The following is a 16622-nucleotide window of genomic DNA, read 5'->3' on the forward strand; positions in this document are numbered from 1 at the left end:
TCAATAGTATTCTATGTATAATAAAGAGGTTTGTTCCCTGTTTATGGCATATCTTGTCATAATCTGTCATATCTTTTAAATGGGCAACCACATAATAAAGTACTTCCTACCGAAAGGATAAAAGATTAAATTATCAACTTTTTCACACCTTGCTCACAGTGCTCAGGAAGATATTTCGACCTTATTGATTCTTACAATATTCTGTCTTCCCTGTGCAGAAGTAATTTCACAAAAATGCCAGGGCAGTTTTACTACCCTGGCACAGAAAACTCAATGAATATTCTGATGCAAGTATTTCGGACAGAACCTGAATAATCTTATAAGATATTACCGTTGGTCGCTAATCGATGCACCGCTGTTATTTTCACTGAGAACCACAAGCGGATCATAGGGGGCACCGGATATCGTTCCTAAAAGCAACGCGATATCAACAGCGTTTTCAGGGATGCCCCATGAGTTTCCTGAGAAGACGAAAATTGCTCGGTCAACAACAAATCCTCGGGTGTCATATACGATGTTACCTGTAATGAATCCAGTGGAATTAGGATTCAAATAAGCTGGTTGACGCATGGAATAGAAAATGTTGTTCTGCACCAGAAGGTTTGTTACATTTCCCTGCGTAACAAAACCGCGGTTAGTAACCCAATCTATAGAAGGACCACCCTGCGCAGGCCCATAAATTACAGAATTAATGATCTTATTATTAGCGCCCGCAAACTGAATAAATTCCACCGCATACGGATTATCACTCGTTATAGTAAAACCGTCAAGGGTGTTACCACCGCCTGTAACCAAAAAGGCTATTACAGCGTTTTGTAGCTCGATAATAGCAGCGGGAGAAGCCTTGAGCATAACGTTGGCTTTGTTAAGGTTAATTGTGGTTGTTACCGGATACGTCCCCGCAAGGATATTAACCGTTCCTCCCGGAGACACAGCTGCAATCCCTTCCTCTATCGTCCCGAAGGGATTGACTTGTGTTCCATCTCCGCCCACGCCCCCCGCCTGAACATAAACATCGAACGGGTTAAATCCCGCGGGCCCCGGAGGACCTTGAGGACCTTCTGGACCCTGGGGGCCTTCTGGGCCTTGGGGACCTTCTGGGCCTGTCGGACCCTGGGGACCTTCCGGGCCTTCCGGGCCTTCCGGACCCTGGGGACCTTCCGGACCGGGAGGGCCAGGAGGACCTTCCATAGTGGATGCAGAAAGGGCACTTTCCATCTTCGCTTTCAAAAGAAGCTGATTCTGCATGATCCCATCCAAAATATCACGGACATTACTGTTCACCTCGAGAATTTCTTCAATGGTAGCATCGGAACCGGTCATACCAGGCAATGTTCCAATCGCATACTGAATCTTCTCTCCTTCGGCATTTATAATATGGCTTAGTCCCAGCTCCTCCATAGCAATGGAGGTCAAGATAAGATTTACCGCTTCATCGCGGCTGATAGGAGTTGTTAACTCCGGAAATCTTGGCAATGACATATTTTTTCTCCTTATCGTACTTTTGTTATTTTATCTTCAATAGTATTCTATGTACAATAAAAAGTTTTGTTCCTTTTTATGACATATTTCGTCATAAACTGCCATATCCTTTAATGGGTAACCATACAATAAAGTACTTCCTATCAGAAAGATAAGCGACTAAATTACTGGCTTTTCACGCTCTTGTTCACTGAACTTCAGGAGATATCCCAGTCTTATTGTTTCTTGTACAAAAGAAAGTTTACCAAAACGCCAGGGCAGTTTTACTACCCTGGCACAGGAAATTCAATGAATATTCTGATGCAAGCGTTTCAGACAGAACCTGAATAATCCTTATAAAATATTAAAATTCTTGCAGCAGCTGGGACAAAAGTATGTTATACTAATAAAATAAGCATGGTAATGGTTCGGCTACCCCGTCTACTCCAGAATCCCGGCTCAAGGTGTTTCATTGATTAGGTTGGAATATATACTTTAAATTTAGAGGCTGAACACGATAATATACTGATAATGAAAGAAGGGGATGCTTGTTGTCGAAAGAATATAGGATATTAATTATCGAAGATGGCAAACTGCACCAGAAGGTTCTATGGAAGGCTCTCTGGGAAGATTATACTCTTGAAATAATGGAAACAGGGGAACATGCCTTGGAAACTGTAATAAGGTTTAACCCTCACCTCATCCTGTTGGATCTCGTTTTACCTGATATTAGTGGATTCGACATATTAAAAAAACTGAAGCAATCCGGTAAAACTCGGGCAATTCCTGTACTCATTATTACCGGCCTGGATAGTGAAGAAGATGAAGAAAAGGGACTGCTGATGGGCGCAGTAGATTATATTCGGAAGCCCTTCAGTACTACTATTTTGAAGGCTAGAGTGAAAAATCACATTCAAATTGTCAGACAAATCCAGACCATTGAACAATTGGGTTATATTGATGCATTAACCGAACTCCCTAACCGACGTAAATTTGATTACCTTTTGGAATATGAGTGGGGCCGCTCTCTGAGGAAACAGAACCGTCTTGGTATTCTTTTGCTAGATTTGGATTCCTTTAAGACTTATAATGATCTTTATGGTCATGCTCAGGGAGATGTATTACTGCAAGAACTAGGCAAGGTTTTAAAAAGCACATTGCAACGTTCCACAGACGTTGCCTGCCGTTGGGGTGGTGAGGAATTTGTAGTCCTGCTTCCCGAAACAGACGAACAGAACGTCTTGGTTATGGCTGAAAAAATCCGCAATAATATTGAAGACATGCAAGTGCAGACCTTGAAAGACAAGACCCCCACCCGAATTACCGCTAGTATTGGTGCCATATTAGTGACACCTCAACAAACAGATACCGTAGCTGATTTTATGAATAAAGTAGACCAATTGCTTTATAAAGCGAAAAGGCAGGGCAAAAATCAGGTTCGGTACGAGCAATATCCACAATAAAAGCTCCTAGCGGCATCATCTGCTCCCAATCTTGGGGGTAGTTTTTTTGTTATAATTACAGGATGAATATTTTACAGCAGGTTTTTCTTGACTGCTCTTTTTAATCGCCTTGTATTTTGGCATCTCAGGCATCTTTAATTCTATTCAGGATACTGTTGTTTCTTGCTATTTCGTAACTGTTCAGTACCTGCCCAGTTACAAAAGCAATCTTTGCAAAGATTGCTTTGCAAAAATCCATTTCAAATCACCTTCGGTGATGGGATTTTTACTTGCTATTCCACGTTTTCTTACGGTCCGCGCAGTAAATGCGCAGACCTACTGAATAGTTATGCTATTTCTTCATATCCTTAGGACAATCCGAGCAAATCATATACATGGAAAAGAAAGCTGCCTCTTCACAATTCTTCAATCGTTAAAGCGGCAGCCTCATTCCAAATAATCAAATTATTACCTATTGTAGAGCATAATAGTGGGTATCATAGCGTAGTTTACTTCTCTTTCGCATTAGAAAGAACATGCTATTGCTCCCACACTTAATCACTTAATTGGATAATAGTTAAAGAGCGATTCATATAACCAAAAGCAGGAAAATCTGAAATAGCGCTTACGCCTACTTCATCTCCTGCTGTTAAGGAGGCTTGAGCGATAAACGATGCACTGCTTCTGTTCGCTATCTTAAAAAACGTAGTAGTATCGCCAAAAATAGGGGAACCATTGACCGTAATAATAGCAGTTCCATACATTTGGTCCGGGTCCGGATCAATCGTGGCTTCCGCATTAATTGATATCGTTATTTGATAAACTCCGCTTTCTCCTACCACCAACTCATTGCCCGACAGACTAACTGTGACAGTAGCTGATAACGGTCCAGCCACACTAAATGGTACGGGTGTGAATACTGCTCCGGGTGTCTCTGAACTACCTCCTCTTAAAGATCCAAAAGCCAACACAACTTCTCCTTCCGGACCCTGAGGGCCTTCCGGACCTTGAGGACCTGTTGCTCCTGTCGGACCCTGGGGACCTTCCGGACCTTCTGGACCTTGAGGACCTGTCGGGCCTGTTGCTCCTGTCGGACCCTGGGGACCTTCCGGACCTTCCGGACCTTGAGGACCTGTCGGGCCTGTTGCTCCTGTCGGACCCTGAGGACCTTCTGGACCTTGAGGGCCTGTCGGGCCTGTTGCTCCTGTCGGACCCTGAGGACCTTCCGGACCTTCTGGACCTTGAGGGCCTGCCGGGCCTGTTGCTCCTGTCGGACCCTGGGGACCCTCCGGACCTTCTGGACCTTGAGGGCCTGCCGGGCCTGTTGCTCCTGTCGGACCCTGAGGACCTTCTGGACCTTCTGGACCTGCCGGGCCTGTTGCTCCTGTCGGACCCTGGGGACCCTCCGGACCTTCTGGACCTTGAGGGCCTGTCGCTCCTTCCGGACCTTGAGGGCCTTCCGGGCCGGGAGGGCCAGGGGGGCCTTCCATAGTAGACGCGGAAAGGGCACTTTCCATCTTTGCTTTCAAAAGAAGCTGATTCTGCATGGTTCCATCCAAAATATCACGAACATTCCTGTTCACCTCGAGAATTTCTTCAATGGTGGCATCAGAACCAGTCATGCCCGGTAACGTCCAAGTGCATATTGAATTTTTTCTCCTTCGGCATTTATAATATGACTTAGTCCCAGCTCTTCCATAGCAATGGAGGTTAAGATAAGATTTACTGCTTCATCGCGGCTGATGGGAGTTGTTAACTCCGGAAATCTCGGTAATGACATATTTTTTCTCCTTATCGTACTGATGTTATTGTATCTTCAATAGCATTTTATGTATGATATGAGAATTGTTTCTCCTTTTATGCCATATTTTGTCGTTACTATTCAGCCATATTTTCTAAATAGTAAACCATGCGCTTAGAAGTTCAGCTTCCCCTCCGTCCTTCGGGACACGATAAAAATAGTCATTATATTGGGTATCTTCATCAGTTTCAGCAATCGCTTCATAATAAAGATATCCATCTCCGGGAAGAAAATGAAGGATTCCCCAATATTCCCCTTCTTTCATAACAGCAATTACTTCTTTTCCCATACTTCCATTTGTAGATATCCTGATAATCTCACCATTAACCGATGCAACAATTGCCCCTCCTTCTATCAGCAAGGAATAGTTGGCCGATCCGGTAAAAGGCAAACTTATTTCCCTCTCCACTTCCCCATTTATTCCATTTCTGATTTGTATACGGTAGACATACGTGCGATAATCATAGCCTTCTGGCTTTTCCACAAGAGTAAGGCAGTAGAATTCACCTTCATAATAATATACACTTTCGATATATCCTTCTTCATCTATTGGTGCATAGACGGCCAGTGTCTTATCTCTCCCACTTTTTAAGTCGATACAGCCAAGTATATTTTGCTCCATCTCTTTATCGTATCCGGAATAATATAGGCTGTCCCCATCATATCCAAGAATATGATCGATGCGCCCGGACTTAAGTCTTCCCTTTGCTCCCGTATAGATATCCACATAGGCATAGCTCATTCGATAATCATCATCATATTCGCAGCCATAGAATAATTTATCCCCTATAAGCTTCTCATAGCCCATTCCCGCAAGGAATACATCATCCACAATCACTTCCTCATTACTTCCATCTCTATTGGCACGTAGAATGGATTGCCGTTCATCCGTTATACTTTCATACGCTTCCTGAACCTTATCCACATAATAGACTTTATCTTCCCATATTGTAAAAATACTGCTTTCTTGTACAATGGGATTCCCATATGCGCCATTCACCCCACGATACACGGTTCCTTCATAAGCACACATATTTGAAAATGTCCTCATCGGATAAAATACGGGTTCTTTTTTCTCTGATGTTCCAGCAAACCACTGGCCAAATGCGACAAATACCGCCGCCGCCAAAAGCGCCGCCGGTATTCCAATCTTTTTTCCTATTTTTTTCATCCTTATTCCCCACGCCTGCCTTAATAGACTCAAAAATAAAAGCTGAAAATGTTTTTGCAGCTTTTAAAAATGCTTTTCTTCATCCTCATTCTTCCACAATTATATCAAATCCTGAATGAAAGCATTTCCCCGGCTCTACTTGGTTGCCCCATTTTCTTTCCTGAAGGCTTCCGTTAAAATCCTCATGATCACAGATTCCAAGCCATGGTTCGATACAGATAAATGGAGCATTCTTCCCAGCCGGTGCCCATACAGCTACTACAGGCATATCGAATCTTGTTGTAAGATAAGGCTTTTTATCCGGCGTCAGTAAAGCGATACTACGGACCTGATAATCCTCCATAATAAGAGCATCCTTTTCAAACAGCTCCTCCGCAATGGGCAATAAGCCATCCTGTAATTCATAAAGTATCTTCTCGTCGCTGGCAAGACCGCCATCCCCTATTACCGTACAGTTTATAGATTCTTTCTGATCAAAGGCTAAGAAATATTCTTCTCGCCTCTCTCCTTGACGTATCGGACAATTGAAAGCCGGATGTCCGCCAATAGAAAAGTAAACCATTTCTTTGGATGGATTTTCTACCCTAAATAATACCTTTAATGTCATATCTTCCAGGCGATAACCGATCTTAAGCCGAAACCGAAAAGGGAAGATTTCTCTTGTTTCTTCATTATCCTCCAGAAGAAACCACACTTCCTGTGCCTCCTGTGATACCAGCTTGAATTCAGCATCCCGTGAAAATCCATGTTTGGGTATCGCATAACTCTTTCCTTCAAAACGGTACTCGCCATTTTTCAGTCCGCCGACTAAAGGAAAGAGAATGGGGGATGTTCTTCCCCAATACTTCTCATCCGCGCACCACATATATTCTTTTCCACTTTCCGCTTTCCGTAAAGATTTTAATTCCGCCCCTTTGGAATCTATCGAAGCGGTCAGCCTTCCGTTGCTGATTTCAAAAATAGCCATAATTTTTCTCCTTTAACAAGTATCGTGAATAATAAGTTGGTAGTTATTTTATATTCACGGTACTAATATTTGTATAAATTATAGTCTAAATTTTTGACCTTTACAATCCCACGTTTATCCGTTACTGTTCACACCTATGGTGCTCACAGTAACAATATCACACAAATTGCATTAAGAACATGCAATTTGACATCTGCTGAACTCGGGATTCCCGGCACATCGTGCCGGGAACACCTCGCGGAATAGTACCTGTGAAAAGTAACGTTTATCCTACTTTATATCCTGTCCCCCATACGACCTTTAAATAATGCGGTTCTTTGGGGTTACTTTCTATTTTCTCTCTGATATGCCTGATATGTACCGCAATCGTATTATCTGCGCCAATCGCCTGCATATGCCAAATCGATTCATAGATTTGATCGATGGAAAGCACTTTACCTCTCTCTTTTACCAGAAGCCTCAGTATCTTATATTCGATGGGTGTTAGCTTCACCTCCCGACCGGACACTGTCACTTTTCTTATCACATCATCGATAATAAGTTCATCCACACGATAAATTCTATCGATATTCTCACACATATTGGAAAGTTGTGTATAACGCCTGAACTGAGAATTCACCCGTGCCATGAATTCCATGGGATGATATGGATTCAGCACATAATCATCTGCACCTGCATTCAAGGCTGCGATCTTCATCTGCTCGGTATCATTTGCCGACAGAACGATGATCGGCATACGCTCTGCATTTCTAACAGCTTTCAACCTTTCTATTCCATCATTTTTCGGAAAATCGATATCCATAATTACCAAATGGATATCCTTACTCCTCAAGCGTTGAACCACATCCGGCAGCTGACTCATCACATATACCTGATACCCCTCCTGCACAAGAAATATCTTGAGCACTTCCATATTGGTCGTTGTCTGGTTATAAATCAATACATTCTTCATTTTGGCTTCCTCCTCTCATGTGGCCTACTATTCATATAGACTTACATCGATGCTATCTATCACCCTTTTCGCATCTGTTTCCTCAAACCCTAAAAAGTCAATAAACATTTCATAACTACCCACTGTAATGGCTGCGTGGATTTGCGATTTCTTATCCGAACTTTCCTTTCCTGAATTCACAAGAAGATAAGTATAATTATCCGGTGTCGTATACGTTCTTTCATTAGCCGCACCTCCCGGAAATACCTTAGAGGATGTATGGCCCTCAGTCCCCGCATAATCGGTTCGCTCTATCCATAACACTTTATTATCCGCTTCATAACGGACCATCGCCCAACCTCCACTCACTGTCACTTCTGTGGAAATCAGTTTCTTCCCTATACTTATAGACGGCTGAGGGAAGATAATATCTTCATTTTCCTCAAATTCTTCTAATGAAGTATAATAAACTATGGGAAGTTCCTGCTCTTTATTTTCTAACTTCTGCTCTGTAGAAGTCACTAATATGTCTGATTTCTGCTTTGCCAACATATTCCCGCTTACCGAATTGCCCGGCACCGAATTATCCGTAACTGAATTACCTGAAACATCGGTAAACGCCCCTTCCATGACCTTTTGTTCTTCCAGATTCTGAATGCTCTCGTCTATATTGGCCTGAGAGTCCTCTTTCTGTCCGCCTTCTTCTATTGCCATGAGCATAGGAGATTCCTCCTCTGCAATCTTAATATCCGCCTGTTCTTCTATAATATAACTTCTGCCATAACCCGCTTCTTTCTGTGCCATAGTGATGGTATCCGCAGACTCGAAGCCCCATTTGCTGACCTTCACTACATTTTGAATATAATCGCTGGCCTTAACAGAACCAAATCCACATACAAAGAGAACACACATAGCGGAAAATGCTGTTGTCGTTGCCCGTCTGGCATGCTTTATCACACGCTGCCTATGCTTGTTTTCATCCATACAGCTCGAAACATCAATATGAAATTCTTCGGTATCCTGTATGGCAGATCGATATGCATCTTTAAAATCATTCATACTGATATTCCTCCTTTAGATTTTTTCTAAGAATCTCTCTTCCCCTGGTAAGCTGGGAGGTTACGGTGGATTCTTTTCGCTCCGTAACAAGGCAGATTTCTTTAATACTCATCTGCTGAAAATAAAATAAATGTATCACTTCCCGATACTTCCGGGGAAGCTTCATAACTGCACCCATAATTTCACGGTTCTGCTCTTTTTGCAATGCTTCTTTTTCCATCATGCTTTCCGATAACTCCGATCGGTCTAATGGGATTTCTTTTTCTGGCATAGCATCTGTACGACGATACCATGCAGAACGCCATATCTTTCGGCAGCCATTTAGTGTTACTTTAATGAGCCAAGCCTTTTCATGCTCTGATGATTCGAATTCCTTATTTGTCTTAATATATTGATAAAATGTCTCCTGTACGACATCCTCGGCGTCCTGATTGTTTCTAAGCTGCATGAATGCTATCTTATACAACATGTCGCTGTATAAATTTATTCTTTCCTGTAACGCATCCTTATCCAGTTGCTTCGAAACAGACACCTTATCCCCTCTTTTTCTATCCATATGTACTGTCTCTCATTTACATTTTTTATATTCTTATCTTCTTTATCTTTACTTCTTTTTTATCTTTCTATTAATAATATCCCCTACAAAACTAAAATACTGCAAAAAATATAATTATTTTTCTCTTAATTTTTTGAATATATTATTTTTTAGTATGATAAGGCGGTCTTTATGAAACAAAGGTGCGCTTCACATCCTGCACGTAGTGCTTTTATTCTATAGGATTGATGTTTTCATACTATAATGTAGCGAGGTCTTTCCTATAAACAAACAAAAATGCTGCAGGAGCTTTACAAATACTTTCCCGCAGCATTCTGTCTATTTAATATCGTAACCGTTCAGTACCTTCACAGTTACTTAATATCTTCATTATTATCCGATAGATTCTTTTTCCTATAATTTTGTGAAAATGCCTCCCATTTTATATAAGCAATCCATCCCAATATCCCTCCGAAGCAATTGAGCAATATATCATCCACATCAAAAGCGCCAAAAGCGCTGAATAGCTGAAATACCTCTATGCCAAGAACGAATATGAAGATATGGAACAAAAGAATCAAAAAATTTCTACAGCTTTCTTTAATATATGGAAGAAGAAAGCCAAAGGGGATAAAAACTACTACATTTCCTACCAAATTCTCGAAGCTGTTCAACATATAAGAATAATTAATATACATTCGTATCGTCTTAAACAACGTAAAATTGGCAGTATCGAATCCTTCCCATATAACATTCTTTTCCCACGTGCCTGCAATTGCCATCAAATCTTCCCATGGATATTTGAAAATAATCACCTTTATGACAATGGCTATATAAACGAAAAACAAGATTTTAATATATCCGATATTTTTTGCATCCGTCTCCCGAACGTTGGATTTAATCACGAATAATGAACCTCCACCAATGTAAGTCCCTTGGCAGGCACTAACATACCGGCCTCTTTGCGATCTTTCGATGCAATAAGCGCCGTCGTTTGTGCCGCTTCTCTTTTGTGCATCCCTACTTCCAGTAGAGTTCCCATCATGATTCGTACCATATGGTATAGAAATCCATTTCCTTTAAAAGTGAAACGTATTTCATCATTCACCTTTTCTATATCGATAGATTCTACCGTGCGTACCGCCTGCTTCTTCCCTTTTTTATTAGAGGTAAACGCTTTATAATCGTGGGTTCCGCATAGGAGCTTCGCGGCTTCCTCCATGGCTGCCACATCCAGCACCTCTCGCACTTCGTGTACATACCTTCTATCAAATATATGTGGAATCTTGCTGTTTAACACCCGATAGCAGTATGTTTTCCCTTTTGCATTCAACCTGCTATGAAACCTCGGTGCCGCCTCCTGTATATGAATGACTGCGATGTCCTCCGGAAGATAGTTATTCATATACTCCATGATTTCTTCTACCGTCTTATCCGTATCGATATGGAAGTTAGCAACCTGGCAAAGAGCATGTACTCCGGCATCCGTTCTTCCTGAACCATGTACCTCCACCTTATCTCCACACATCTTAGTAAGCAAAGCTTCCAATTTGCCCTGAATCGTATGTTCAGTGCCTTCCTGCTTCTGCCAGCCCTGATATTTCGTGCCCTCATATTGCAGTATTACTTTTATATTGCGCAATTATGCGACCTCCTATGAGTTACTTCCTCTTTTATTTTTTGCTCCGCTTTTTCACTATCCTTTTCGTAACAGGTCAGTATCCTGTTACTCCTTTTCTTTCTGTTTCTTCCTGTACTCTTTCTGAGCTTCTTCATAGCGTCTTACGCCTTCTAAGTCTTTTTCTTCCAACCTTCGGAAATTATTAATACCTGCCATCAATATTTTAAAGCTATTAAGAGTCGTATCGAATACGCCCTCTTCATACATATTAACGATAATAATACCGATAGGTACCGCAATGATCATTCCGAGCACACCGCCCGCCTTATATCCGATAAAAAGTAAAAACAACGTAGGAATCGGAGCAACTCCCATGGAATCTCCTACAATCTTCGGCTGAATAATCTGTCTGGCCAACTGCCCTACACACCAGATAATCAACAATCCTACTGCCATCTGATAATCTCCGCCGAGTGCCTTAATAACGGCCCATGGCATAAGTACAGTTCCTGTTCCGAAAATAGGCAAAAAATCCAGTAGTGCGATTCCCAGCGCAATCAGCAGGACGTAATCCACCTTCAAGATGCCTAATCCAATAACGAGCAGAATATACATCCAGATCTCAATTTTAAACTGCGCTTTAAAATAGCCGCCCACCGCTCTTTTGAAGCTGCGTGTCATCATATAATAGCGGTACCTCACAGCCTCCGGCATATGTTTCTTCATTCCTGTGGAGAGATATTCCCTTTCCGCTACGAAAAAATAAGCGGAAAGCAGACACATCACAATGCCTACAATCGCAGTCGGAAGATGTCTTGCGAAATTACCGAGAGCCTCTATGGTCGGTGTACTCGCTCTGCTCACCAATTCTCCCACATAGCCGTCCATCTCTTCGCCGATGCTTTCTATCGTTGTGCGCGCTTCCATCGGCAATCTATCATAAAAAATACTCAGATTATCGCTATTTCTCTTAAAATCATTCTCCACATCATCCCAAATCTCCGGTAAATCGTTAATTAAATTGATGCTTTCTTCCGCAATCTTAGCACCTATTACATATCCGGCTAAGATTACAAGAGCAATAACTGAAATAATAACAAAGGCAGTTCCTGCTTTTCGTTTAATTTTCAATTTCTCTTCAAAAAAGCGTACAATAGGATTTGCTATCAGAGCAATGACCCACGCCACCACAAAGGGCATAAAGAACAGAATTACTTTCGGCAAAAAAACCAAGAGCAAAATTATACTCACTACTGCAATTCCCAGATTCATAACTACCTTTAAATATGTTCTGACCGATGGTTTCATACTGGCACCTCTGCCTCCAGATAGCTGTCAAGCAGCTCGTATATTTCTTCTCTTCCCTGCTTCGTCAGCGCAGAATAAGGAAGAACAACAGTCTCTTTATCTGTCTTAAGTTCTGTCCTTATTAATTTTATCTGCTTTTGTATCTGGCTCCTGTTGATCTTATCCAGCTTCGTAGCAATAATAATAGGATGGTATCCTTGATTTACGATCCATTCATACATCAGTTTGTCGTTTTCTGACGGTTTATGGCGAATGTCAATCAACAGAAACACTGCCCGCAGTTTCTTACTCTTTTTCAAGTAATTCTCTATCATCTTCCCCCACTGTGCCTTCACTTCTTCATTGGCCTTAGCATAGCCATACCCCGGCAAATCTACAAAATACAGCTCATTGTTAATATTATAGAAGTTGATCGTCTGTGTCTTACCAGGCTGTGCACTCGTTCTCGCAAGAGATTTCCGGTTCATCAGGCCGTTGATTAAGGAAGATTTACCTACATTACTCTTGCCGGCAAATGCAACCTCTATCAAAAGATTATCCGGCAGCGTACTGGTGATACCGCAGACTGTTTCCAAACTGACATTTTTAATTACCATTTTTCCTGTCCTTTCTCTTACTTAGCCGCTTCCTTCTTACCTACGGCTGAATCTACAAGGGCATATGAGAGTACTTCTTCCATATGTTCTACAAAATGTATGGAAAGTCCCGACTTGATTTCCGCACTGATCACTTCCACATCTCTTTCGTTCTTCTTCGGCACGATAACAGTCTTTATTCCTGCCGTTTTAGCTGCAAGCAGCTTCTCCTTCAAGCCACCGATAGGAAGCACCCGTCCTCTTAATGTGATCTCTCCGGTCATAGCCACATCCGCCCTTACAGGAATATTAGTAATCGCCGACAGAAGTGCCGTAGCCATTGTAATACCTGCGCTGGGACCATCCTTAGGAACTGCTCCCTCCGGAATATGGATATGGAAATCATTCTTCTTAAATATTTCCTGAGGAATATGATATACACCGCTAATGGAGCGCACATAACTGGCCCCTGTAATGGCGGATTCTTTCATTACATTTCCCATTTGACCAGTCAAGTCAATCTTTCCTTTTCCCGGCATCATGTTAACTTCTATCTGCAAAGTATCTCCACCTACGCTCGTCCATGCCAGTCCTCTTACAATTCCAACCTCATCTTTGTCGTTAATCTTATTGGTCGTGTATTTCTCTTTTCCCAAGTACTTCTCCAGATTGGAAACGGTCACTTTAATTTGTGTCCGATTCTTCTGCAATATTTCTCTTGCAGCCTTTCGGCAGATACTTCCCAGCTTACGCTCTAAGTCACGGACTCCTGCCTCTCTCGTATAGCCTTCAATCATACGCTTTAAAGCACTGTCGCTGATAACGAGTTGTCCCTTCGTCAAGCCGTTTCGTTCTAACTGCTTCGCCACCAAATGTTCTTTGGCAATGTGGAACTTCTCATTTGCCGTATAGCTGGTTACCTCAATCACCTCCATACGGTCTAAAAGCGGTCTTGGAATCTGTGCGGCTGAATTGGCAGTAGCGATAAACAATACCTCGGATAAATCCACTGGTAACTCTACATAATGATCGCGAAACTTGCTGTTTTGCTCCGAATCCAGCACCTCTAAAAGAGCAGATGACGTATCTCCCTTGTAATCGCTGCTCACCTTATCGATTTCATCCAAAAGCATAAGCGGATTCTTCACACCAGCTTGCTTAAGCCCTACAATAATACGTCCCGGCATAGCTCCTACATATGTCTTTCTATGTCCTCGAATCTCCGCTTCGTCTCTGACACCGCCCAGGGAAATACGCACGTATTTCTTATTCATCGCTTCTGCCACGCTTCTGGCGATGGAAGTCTTACCGGTTCCCGGAGGACCTACCAGGCAAAGAATAGGAGCCTGCCCTTTTTTCGTCAGACAGCGCACTGCAAGGGATTCCAGAATTCTTTCTTTCACCTGTTTCAAACCATAGTGATCTCTGTCTAAAATCTCTTCTGCCCGCGTAATATCCGTGTTGTCTTTTGATTTTTTCTCCCATGGAAGCTCCAGCAGCGTCTCAATATAGCCACGCTCTACCGCGCTTTCTGAACTATTTTGAGACAGACTCTTAAATCGGACAATTTCCTTCCTGATCTTATCCTTTACTTCTTTATCCGCTTTAAGCTTCTCCACCTCTGCCTCGAACTGCCCGGCATCGGAAAAGGTATTATTCTCTCCAAGCTCTTCCCTAATAAACTGCATCTGTTCCCTGAGAAGATATTCCTTCTGATTCTTCTCCACACGTCCTTTGATCTGGGCGGTCAATTCTGTCTTAACCTTGGCTATTTCTGTCTCGTTGGCAAGAATACCCGAAAGCACATCGAAGCGCTCCTCCAACTCCACCGCCGAAAGAACCTTCTGCTTGTTCTCGAAACTTAATGGCATATTAATGGCTAACTGATCCAGCAATTCACCCAATTCACTCGTATCTTGAATATGCCTCTCAAAAGCCATACCCGTCTTCGGATAAAAGAGTGCATAAGCTGTAAATAATTCTTTTATCTGGCGCACCATAGCCTCTTCTAATAAACTACCTTTAAGCTCCTGCGGTTCTTCTACTTCTTCCACAATCGCTTCCAGATACTCTTCCCTATCCATAAAAGCAAGAAGGCTTCCTCTTGCGATTCCTTCCACCATAACTCTTACAATATTGCTTGGCATCTTTGTAATCTGCTTCACCAAAGCAACTGTACCCATCTCATATACATGCTCATAGCCTGGTTCTTCTACCTGCAAATCTCTTTGTGTCACAAGAAAGATTCGCTGATCCGTTGCCATCGCATTCTCTACCGCCTGCATTGATTTCTTGCGGCTCAAGTCAAAATGTATCACCGCACGAGGCAGAATCGTCATTCCCCGAAGTGCCACCGCGGGCATCTTTTCATTGGTATTTCCTATTTCTATCTCTTCTATTCTCATATTGCTTATCCAATCATCTAAACAAAATGCCGCCTAAAAAGGCGGCATCTTCATCATTCATCGTAAAGATATTATTATTTGGCCGGACGCATCGCTTCCCTATGAATCACTAAAGGTTCGCTCGTTCCTTCCACGGCACCTTTTGTTATGACACATTCAACAATTGTGTCATCGGAAGGTATCCGATACATAACATCCATCATAACGTTCTCCATAATGGAACGTAAGCCTCTCGCCCCGGTCTTGCGTTCAAATGCCTTTTCTGCAATCGATGCAATTGCATCCGGTTCGAAGGTAAGCTTTACGCTGTCGAAGCCAAATAGCTTCTGATACTGTTTGATAAGAGCGCTTTTCGGCTCCTTTAAAATACGAACAAGAGCATCTTTGTCCAATCCCTTCAAGGATACATTGATCGGAACACGCCCTACGAATTCAGGGATTAATCCAAACTTTACCAAATCCTGAGGAGTCACCTCTTTTAAAAGGTCCCCTATCTCTTTCTTGCTCTTGGCAGCGATATCTGCATTGAAGCCTATCGCACTGTGGTCGAGACGTGCCTCTACAATCTTCTCGAGTCCGTCAAAAGCACCACCGCAAATAAACAAAATATTCGTCGTATCGACTTGAATTAATTCCTGGTGAGGATGCTTCCTTCCTCCCTGAGGAGGTACATTGGCAACGGTCCCCTCTATGATCTTAAGAAGGGCCTGCTGCACACCTTCACCTGATACATCCCTGGTTATGGATACATTTTCGCTCTTTTTCGTTATCTTATCAATTTCATCAATATATACAATACCATACTGCGCGCGTTCCACATCATAGTCTGCCGCCTGTATTAACTTCAAGAGAATGTTCTCAACGTCTTCTCCTACATAGCCCGCCTCGGTCAATGTAGTGGCATCTGCAATAGCAAACGGTACGTTGATAATCTTAGCCAGAGTCTGTGCCAGAAAAGTCTTCCCCGATCCCGTAGGACCCAACATAATAATATTACTCTTCTGGAGTTCCACTTCATCGTTATCTCTGGGAGCCATTACTCTTTTATAATGATTGTATACAGAAACGGCAAGAACTTTCTTCGCTTCTTCCTGTCCGATTACATAATCGTCCAGGAACTCTTTGATTTCTACCGGTTTCAGCAAATTAATATCTAATTCCTCATCCACCGAGTCTTCTTCATATTCTTCTTCTATAATATCCGCACAAATCTCCACACATTCATCACAAATATAAACACCTGCGGGGCCTGCTATCAGCTTCTTCACCTGATCCTGCGATTTATTACAGAAGGAGCATTTGATATCGTCAGAATTCTTTCCTGCCATGGTTAACTCCCTGCTGTA

General features: G+C 42.4%; 15 protein-coding genes. 1 reads left to right on the forward strand and 14 read right to left on the reverse strand.

Features of this window, described 5'->3' with window-relative positions:
* Positions 1 to 327: 327 nt before the first annotated feature.
* On the reverse strand, positions 328 to 1482 hold the full coding sequence (locus tag RBB56_RS04715) for a hypothetical protein (protein ID WP_306721242.1): 1155 nt from the start codon (positions 1480 to 1482) through the stop codon (positions 328 to 330).
* A gap of 530 nt (positions 1483 to 2012) precedes the next feature.
* Between RBB56_RS04715 and RBB56_RS04720 the strand changes: the two genes are divergently transcribed.
* Entirely contained in the window at positions 2013 to 2924 is a 912-nt protein-coding gene (locus tag RBB56_RS04720) for a GGDEF domain-containing protein (RefSeq protein WP_306721243.1), read from the forward strand.
* 533 nt (positions 2925 to 3457) lie between these two features.
* Here the strand turns inward: RBB56_RS04720 and RBB56_RS04725 are convergent.
* The 13 genes from RBB56_RS04725 to clpX form a co-directional block, all read right to left on the reverse strand.
* Complete coding sequence (locus RBB56_RS04725) at positions 3458 to 4525, reverse strand: collagen-like protein (protein ID WP_306721244.1); 1068 nt, start codon at positions 4523 to 4525, stop codon at positions 3458 to 3460.
* Entirely contained in the window at positions 4522 to 4683 is a 162-nt protein-coding gene (locus tag RBB56_RS04730) for a hypothetical protein (protein WP_306721245.1), read from the reverse strand. Before RBB56_RS04730 ends, RBB56_RS04725 begins: the two co-directional genes overlap by 4 nt.
* Before the next feature lie 115 nt (positions 4684 to 4798).
* Positions 4799 to 5875 carry a hypothetical protein gene (locus tag RBB56_RS04735; protein WP_306721246.1) on the reverse strand — a complete coding sequence of 359 codons (1077 nt, stop codon included), beginning with the start codon at positions 5873 to 5875 and terminating at the stop codon, positions 4799 to 4801.
* An 85-nt stretch (positions 5876 to 5960) separates the two neighbouring features.
* Positions 5961 to 6842, reverse strand: coding sequence for an aldose 1-epimerase family protein (locus RBB56_RS04740; RefSeq protein ID WP_306721247.1), 882 nt, complete (start codon positions 6840 to 6842; stop codon positions 5961 to 5963).
* A 265-nt stretch (positions 6843 to 7107) separates the two neighbouring features.
* The gene (locus RBB56_RS04745; RefSeq protein WP_306721248.1) at positions 7108 to 7794 is read right to left on the reverse strand and encodes a response regulator transcription factor; all 687 of its coding nucleotides are present in this window, start codon (positions 7792 to 7794) and stop codon (positions 7108 to 7110) included.
* A gap of 27 nt (positions 7795 to 7821) precedes the next feature.
* On the reverse strand, positions 7822 to 8832 hold the full coding sequence (locus RBB56_RS04750; RefSeq protein ID WP_306721249.1) for a hypothetical protein: 1011 nt from the start codon (positions 8830 to 8832) through the stop codon (positions 7822 to 7824).
* The gene (locus RBB56_RS04755; protein ID WP_306721250.1) at positions 8825 to 9388 is read right to left on the reverse strand and encodes an RNA polymerase sigma factor; all 564 of its coding nucleotides are present in this window, start codon (positions 9386 to 9388) and stop codon (positions 8825 to 8827) included. The genes RBB56_RS04750 and RBB56_RS04755 overlap by 8 nt, the downstream gene beginning before the upstream one ends.
* Positions 9389 to 9741: 353 nt before the next feature.
* On the reverse strand, positions 9742 to 10272 hold the full coding sequence (locus tag RBB56_RS04760; RefSeq protein WP_306721251.1) for a VanZ family protein: 531 nt from the start codon (positions 10270 to 10272) through the stop codon (positions 9742 to 9744).
* A complete protein-coding gene (truA, locus tag RBB56_RS04765; RefSeq protein ID WP_306721252.1) occupies positions 10269 to 11009 on the reverse strand; it encodes a tRNA pseudouridine(38-40) synthase TruA in 741 nt (246 codons plus the stop codon). Before truA ends, RBB56_RS04760 begins: the two co-directional genes overlap by 4 nt.
* A gap of 84 nt (positions 11010 to 11093) precedes the next feature.
* Positions 11094 to 12296 (reverse strand): sporulation integral membrane protein YtvI, encoded by a 1203-nt coding sequence (gene ytvI / locus RBB56_RS04770; protein WP_306721253.1) that lies wholly within the window; start codon positions 12294 to 12296, stop codon positions 11094 to 11096.
* Positions 12293 to 12892: a ribosome biogenesis GTP-binding protein YihA/YsxC gene (gene yihA, locus RBB56_RS04775; protein ID WP_306721254.1), complete on the reverse strand. Its 600-nt coding sequence runs from the start codon at positions 12890 to 12892 to the stop codon at positions 12293 to 12295. The genes ytvI and yihA overlap by 4 nt, the downstream gene beginning before the upstream one ends.
* A gap of 17 nt (positions 12893 to 12909) precedes the next feature.
* A complete protein-coding gene (lon, locus tag RBB56_RS04780) occupies positions 12910 to 15276 on the reverse strand; it encodes an endopeptidase La (RefSeq protein WP_306721255.1) in 2367 nt (788 codons plus the stop codon).
* Between the two features lie 74 nt (positions 15277 to 15350).
* A complete protein-coding gene (gene clpX / locus RBB56_RS04785; RefSeq protein ID WP_306721256.1) occupies positions 15351 to 16604 on the reverse strand; it encodes an ATP-dependent Clp protease ATP-binding subunit ClpX in 1254 nt (417 codons plus the stop codon).
* Positions 16605 to 16622: the final 18 nt, after the last annotated feature.

The sequence above is a fragment of the Kineothrix sp. MB12-C1 genome (genome assembly GCF_030863805.1).
Lineage (GTDB): Bacteria > Bacillota > Clostridia > Lachnospirales > Lachnospiraceae > Kineothrix.

Bases quoted from the DNA above. Each gene is read 5' to 3' on its own strand.
- RBB56_RS04715 (WP_306721242.1), bottom strand. From the start codon at position 1,482: ATGTCATTGCCAAGATTTCCGGAGTTAACAACTCCTATCAGCCGCGAT.
- RBB56_RS04725 (WP_306721244.1), bottom strand. From the start codon at position 4,525: ATGACTGGTTCTGATGCCACCATTGAAGAAATTCTCGAGGTGAACAGG.
- RBB56_RS04730 (WP_306721245.1), bottom strand. From the start codon at position 4,683: ATGTCATTACCGAGATTTCCGGAGTTAACAACTCCCATCAGCCGCGAT.
- RBB56_RS04735 (WP_306721246.1), bottom strand. From the start codon at position 5,875: ATGAAAAAAATAGGAAAAAAGATTGGAATACCGGCGGCGCTTTTGGCG.
- RBB56_RS04740 (WP_306721247.1), bottom strand. From the start codon at position 6,842: ATGGCTATTTTTGAAATCAGCAACGGAAGGCTGACCGCTTCGATAGAT.
- RBB56_RS04745 (WP_306721248.1), bottom strand. From the start codon at position 7,794: ATGAAGAATGTATTGATTTATAACCAGACAACGACCAATATGGAAGTG.
- RBB56_RS04750 (WP_306721249.1), bottom strand. From the start codon at position 8,832: ATGAATGATTTTAAAGATGCATATCGATCTGCCATACAGGATACCGAA.
- RBB56_RS04755 (WP_306721250.1), bottom strand. From the start codon at position 9,388: ATGGATAGAAAAAGAGGGGATAAGGTGTCTGTTTCGAAGCAACTGGAT.
- ytvI (WP_306721253.1), bottom strand. From the start codon at position 12,296: ATGAAACCATCGGTCAGAACATATTTAAAGGTAGTTATGAATCTGGGA.
- yihA (WP_306721254.1), bottom strand. From the start codon at position 12,892: ATGGTAATTAAAAATGTCAGTTTGGAAACAGTCTGCGGTATCACCAGT.
- lon (WP_306721255.1), bottom strand. From the start codon at position 15,276: ATGAGAATAGAAGAGATAGAAATAGGAAATACCAATGAAAAGATGCCC.
- clpX (WP_306721256.1), bottom strand. From the start codon at position 16,604: ATGGCAGGAAAGAATTCTGACGATATCAAATGCTCCTTCTGTAATAAA.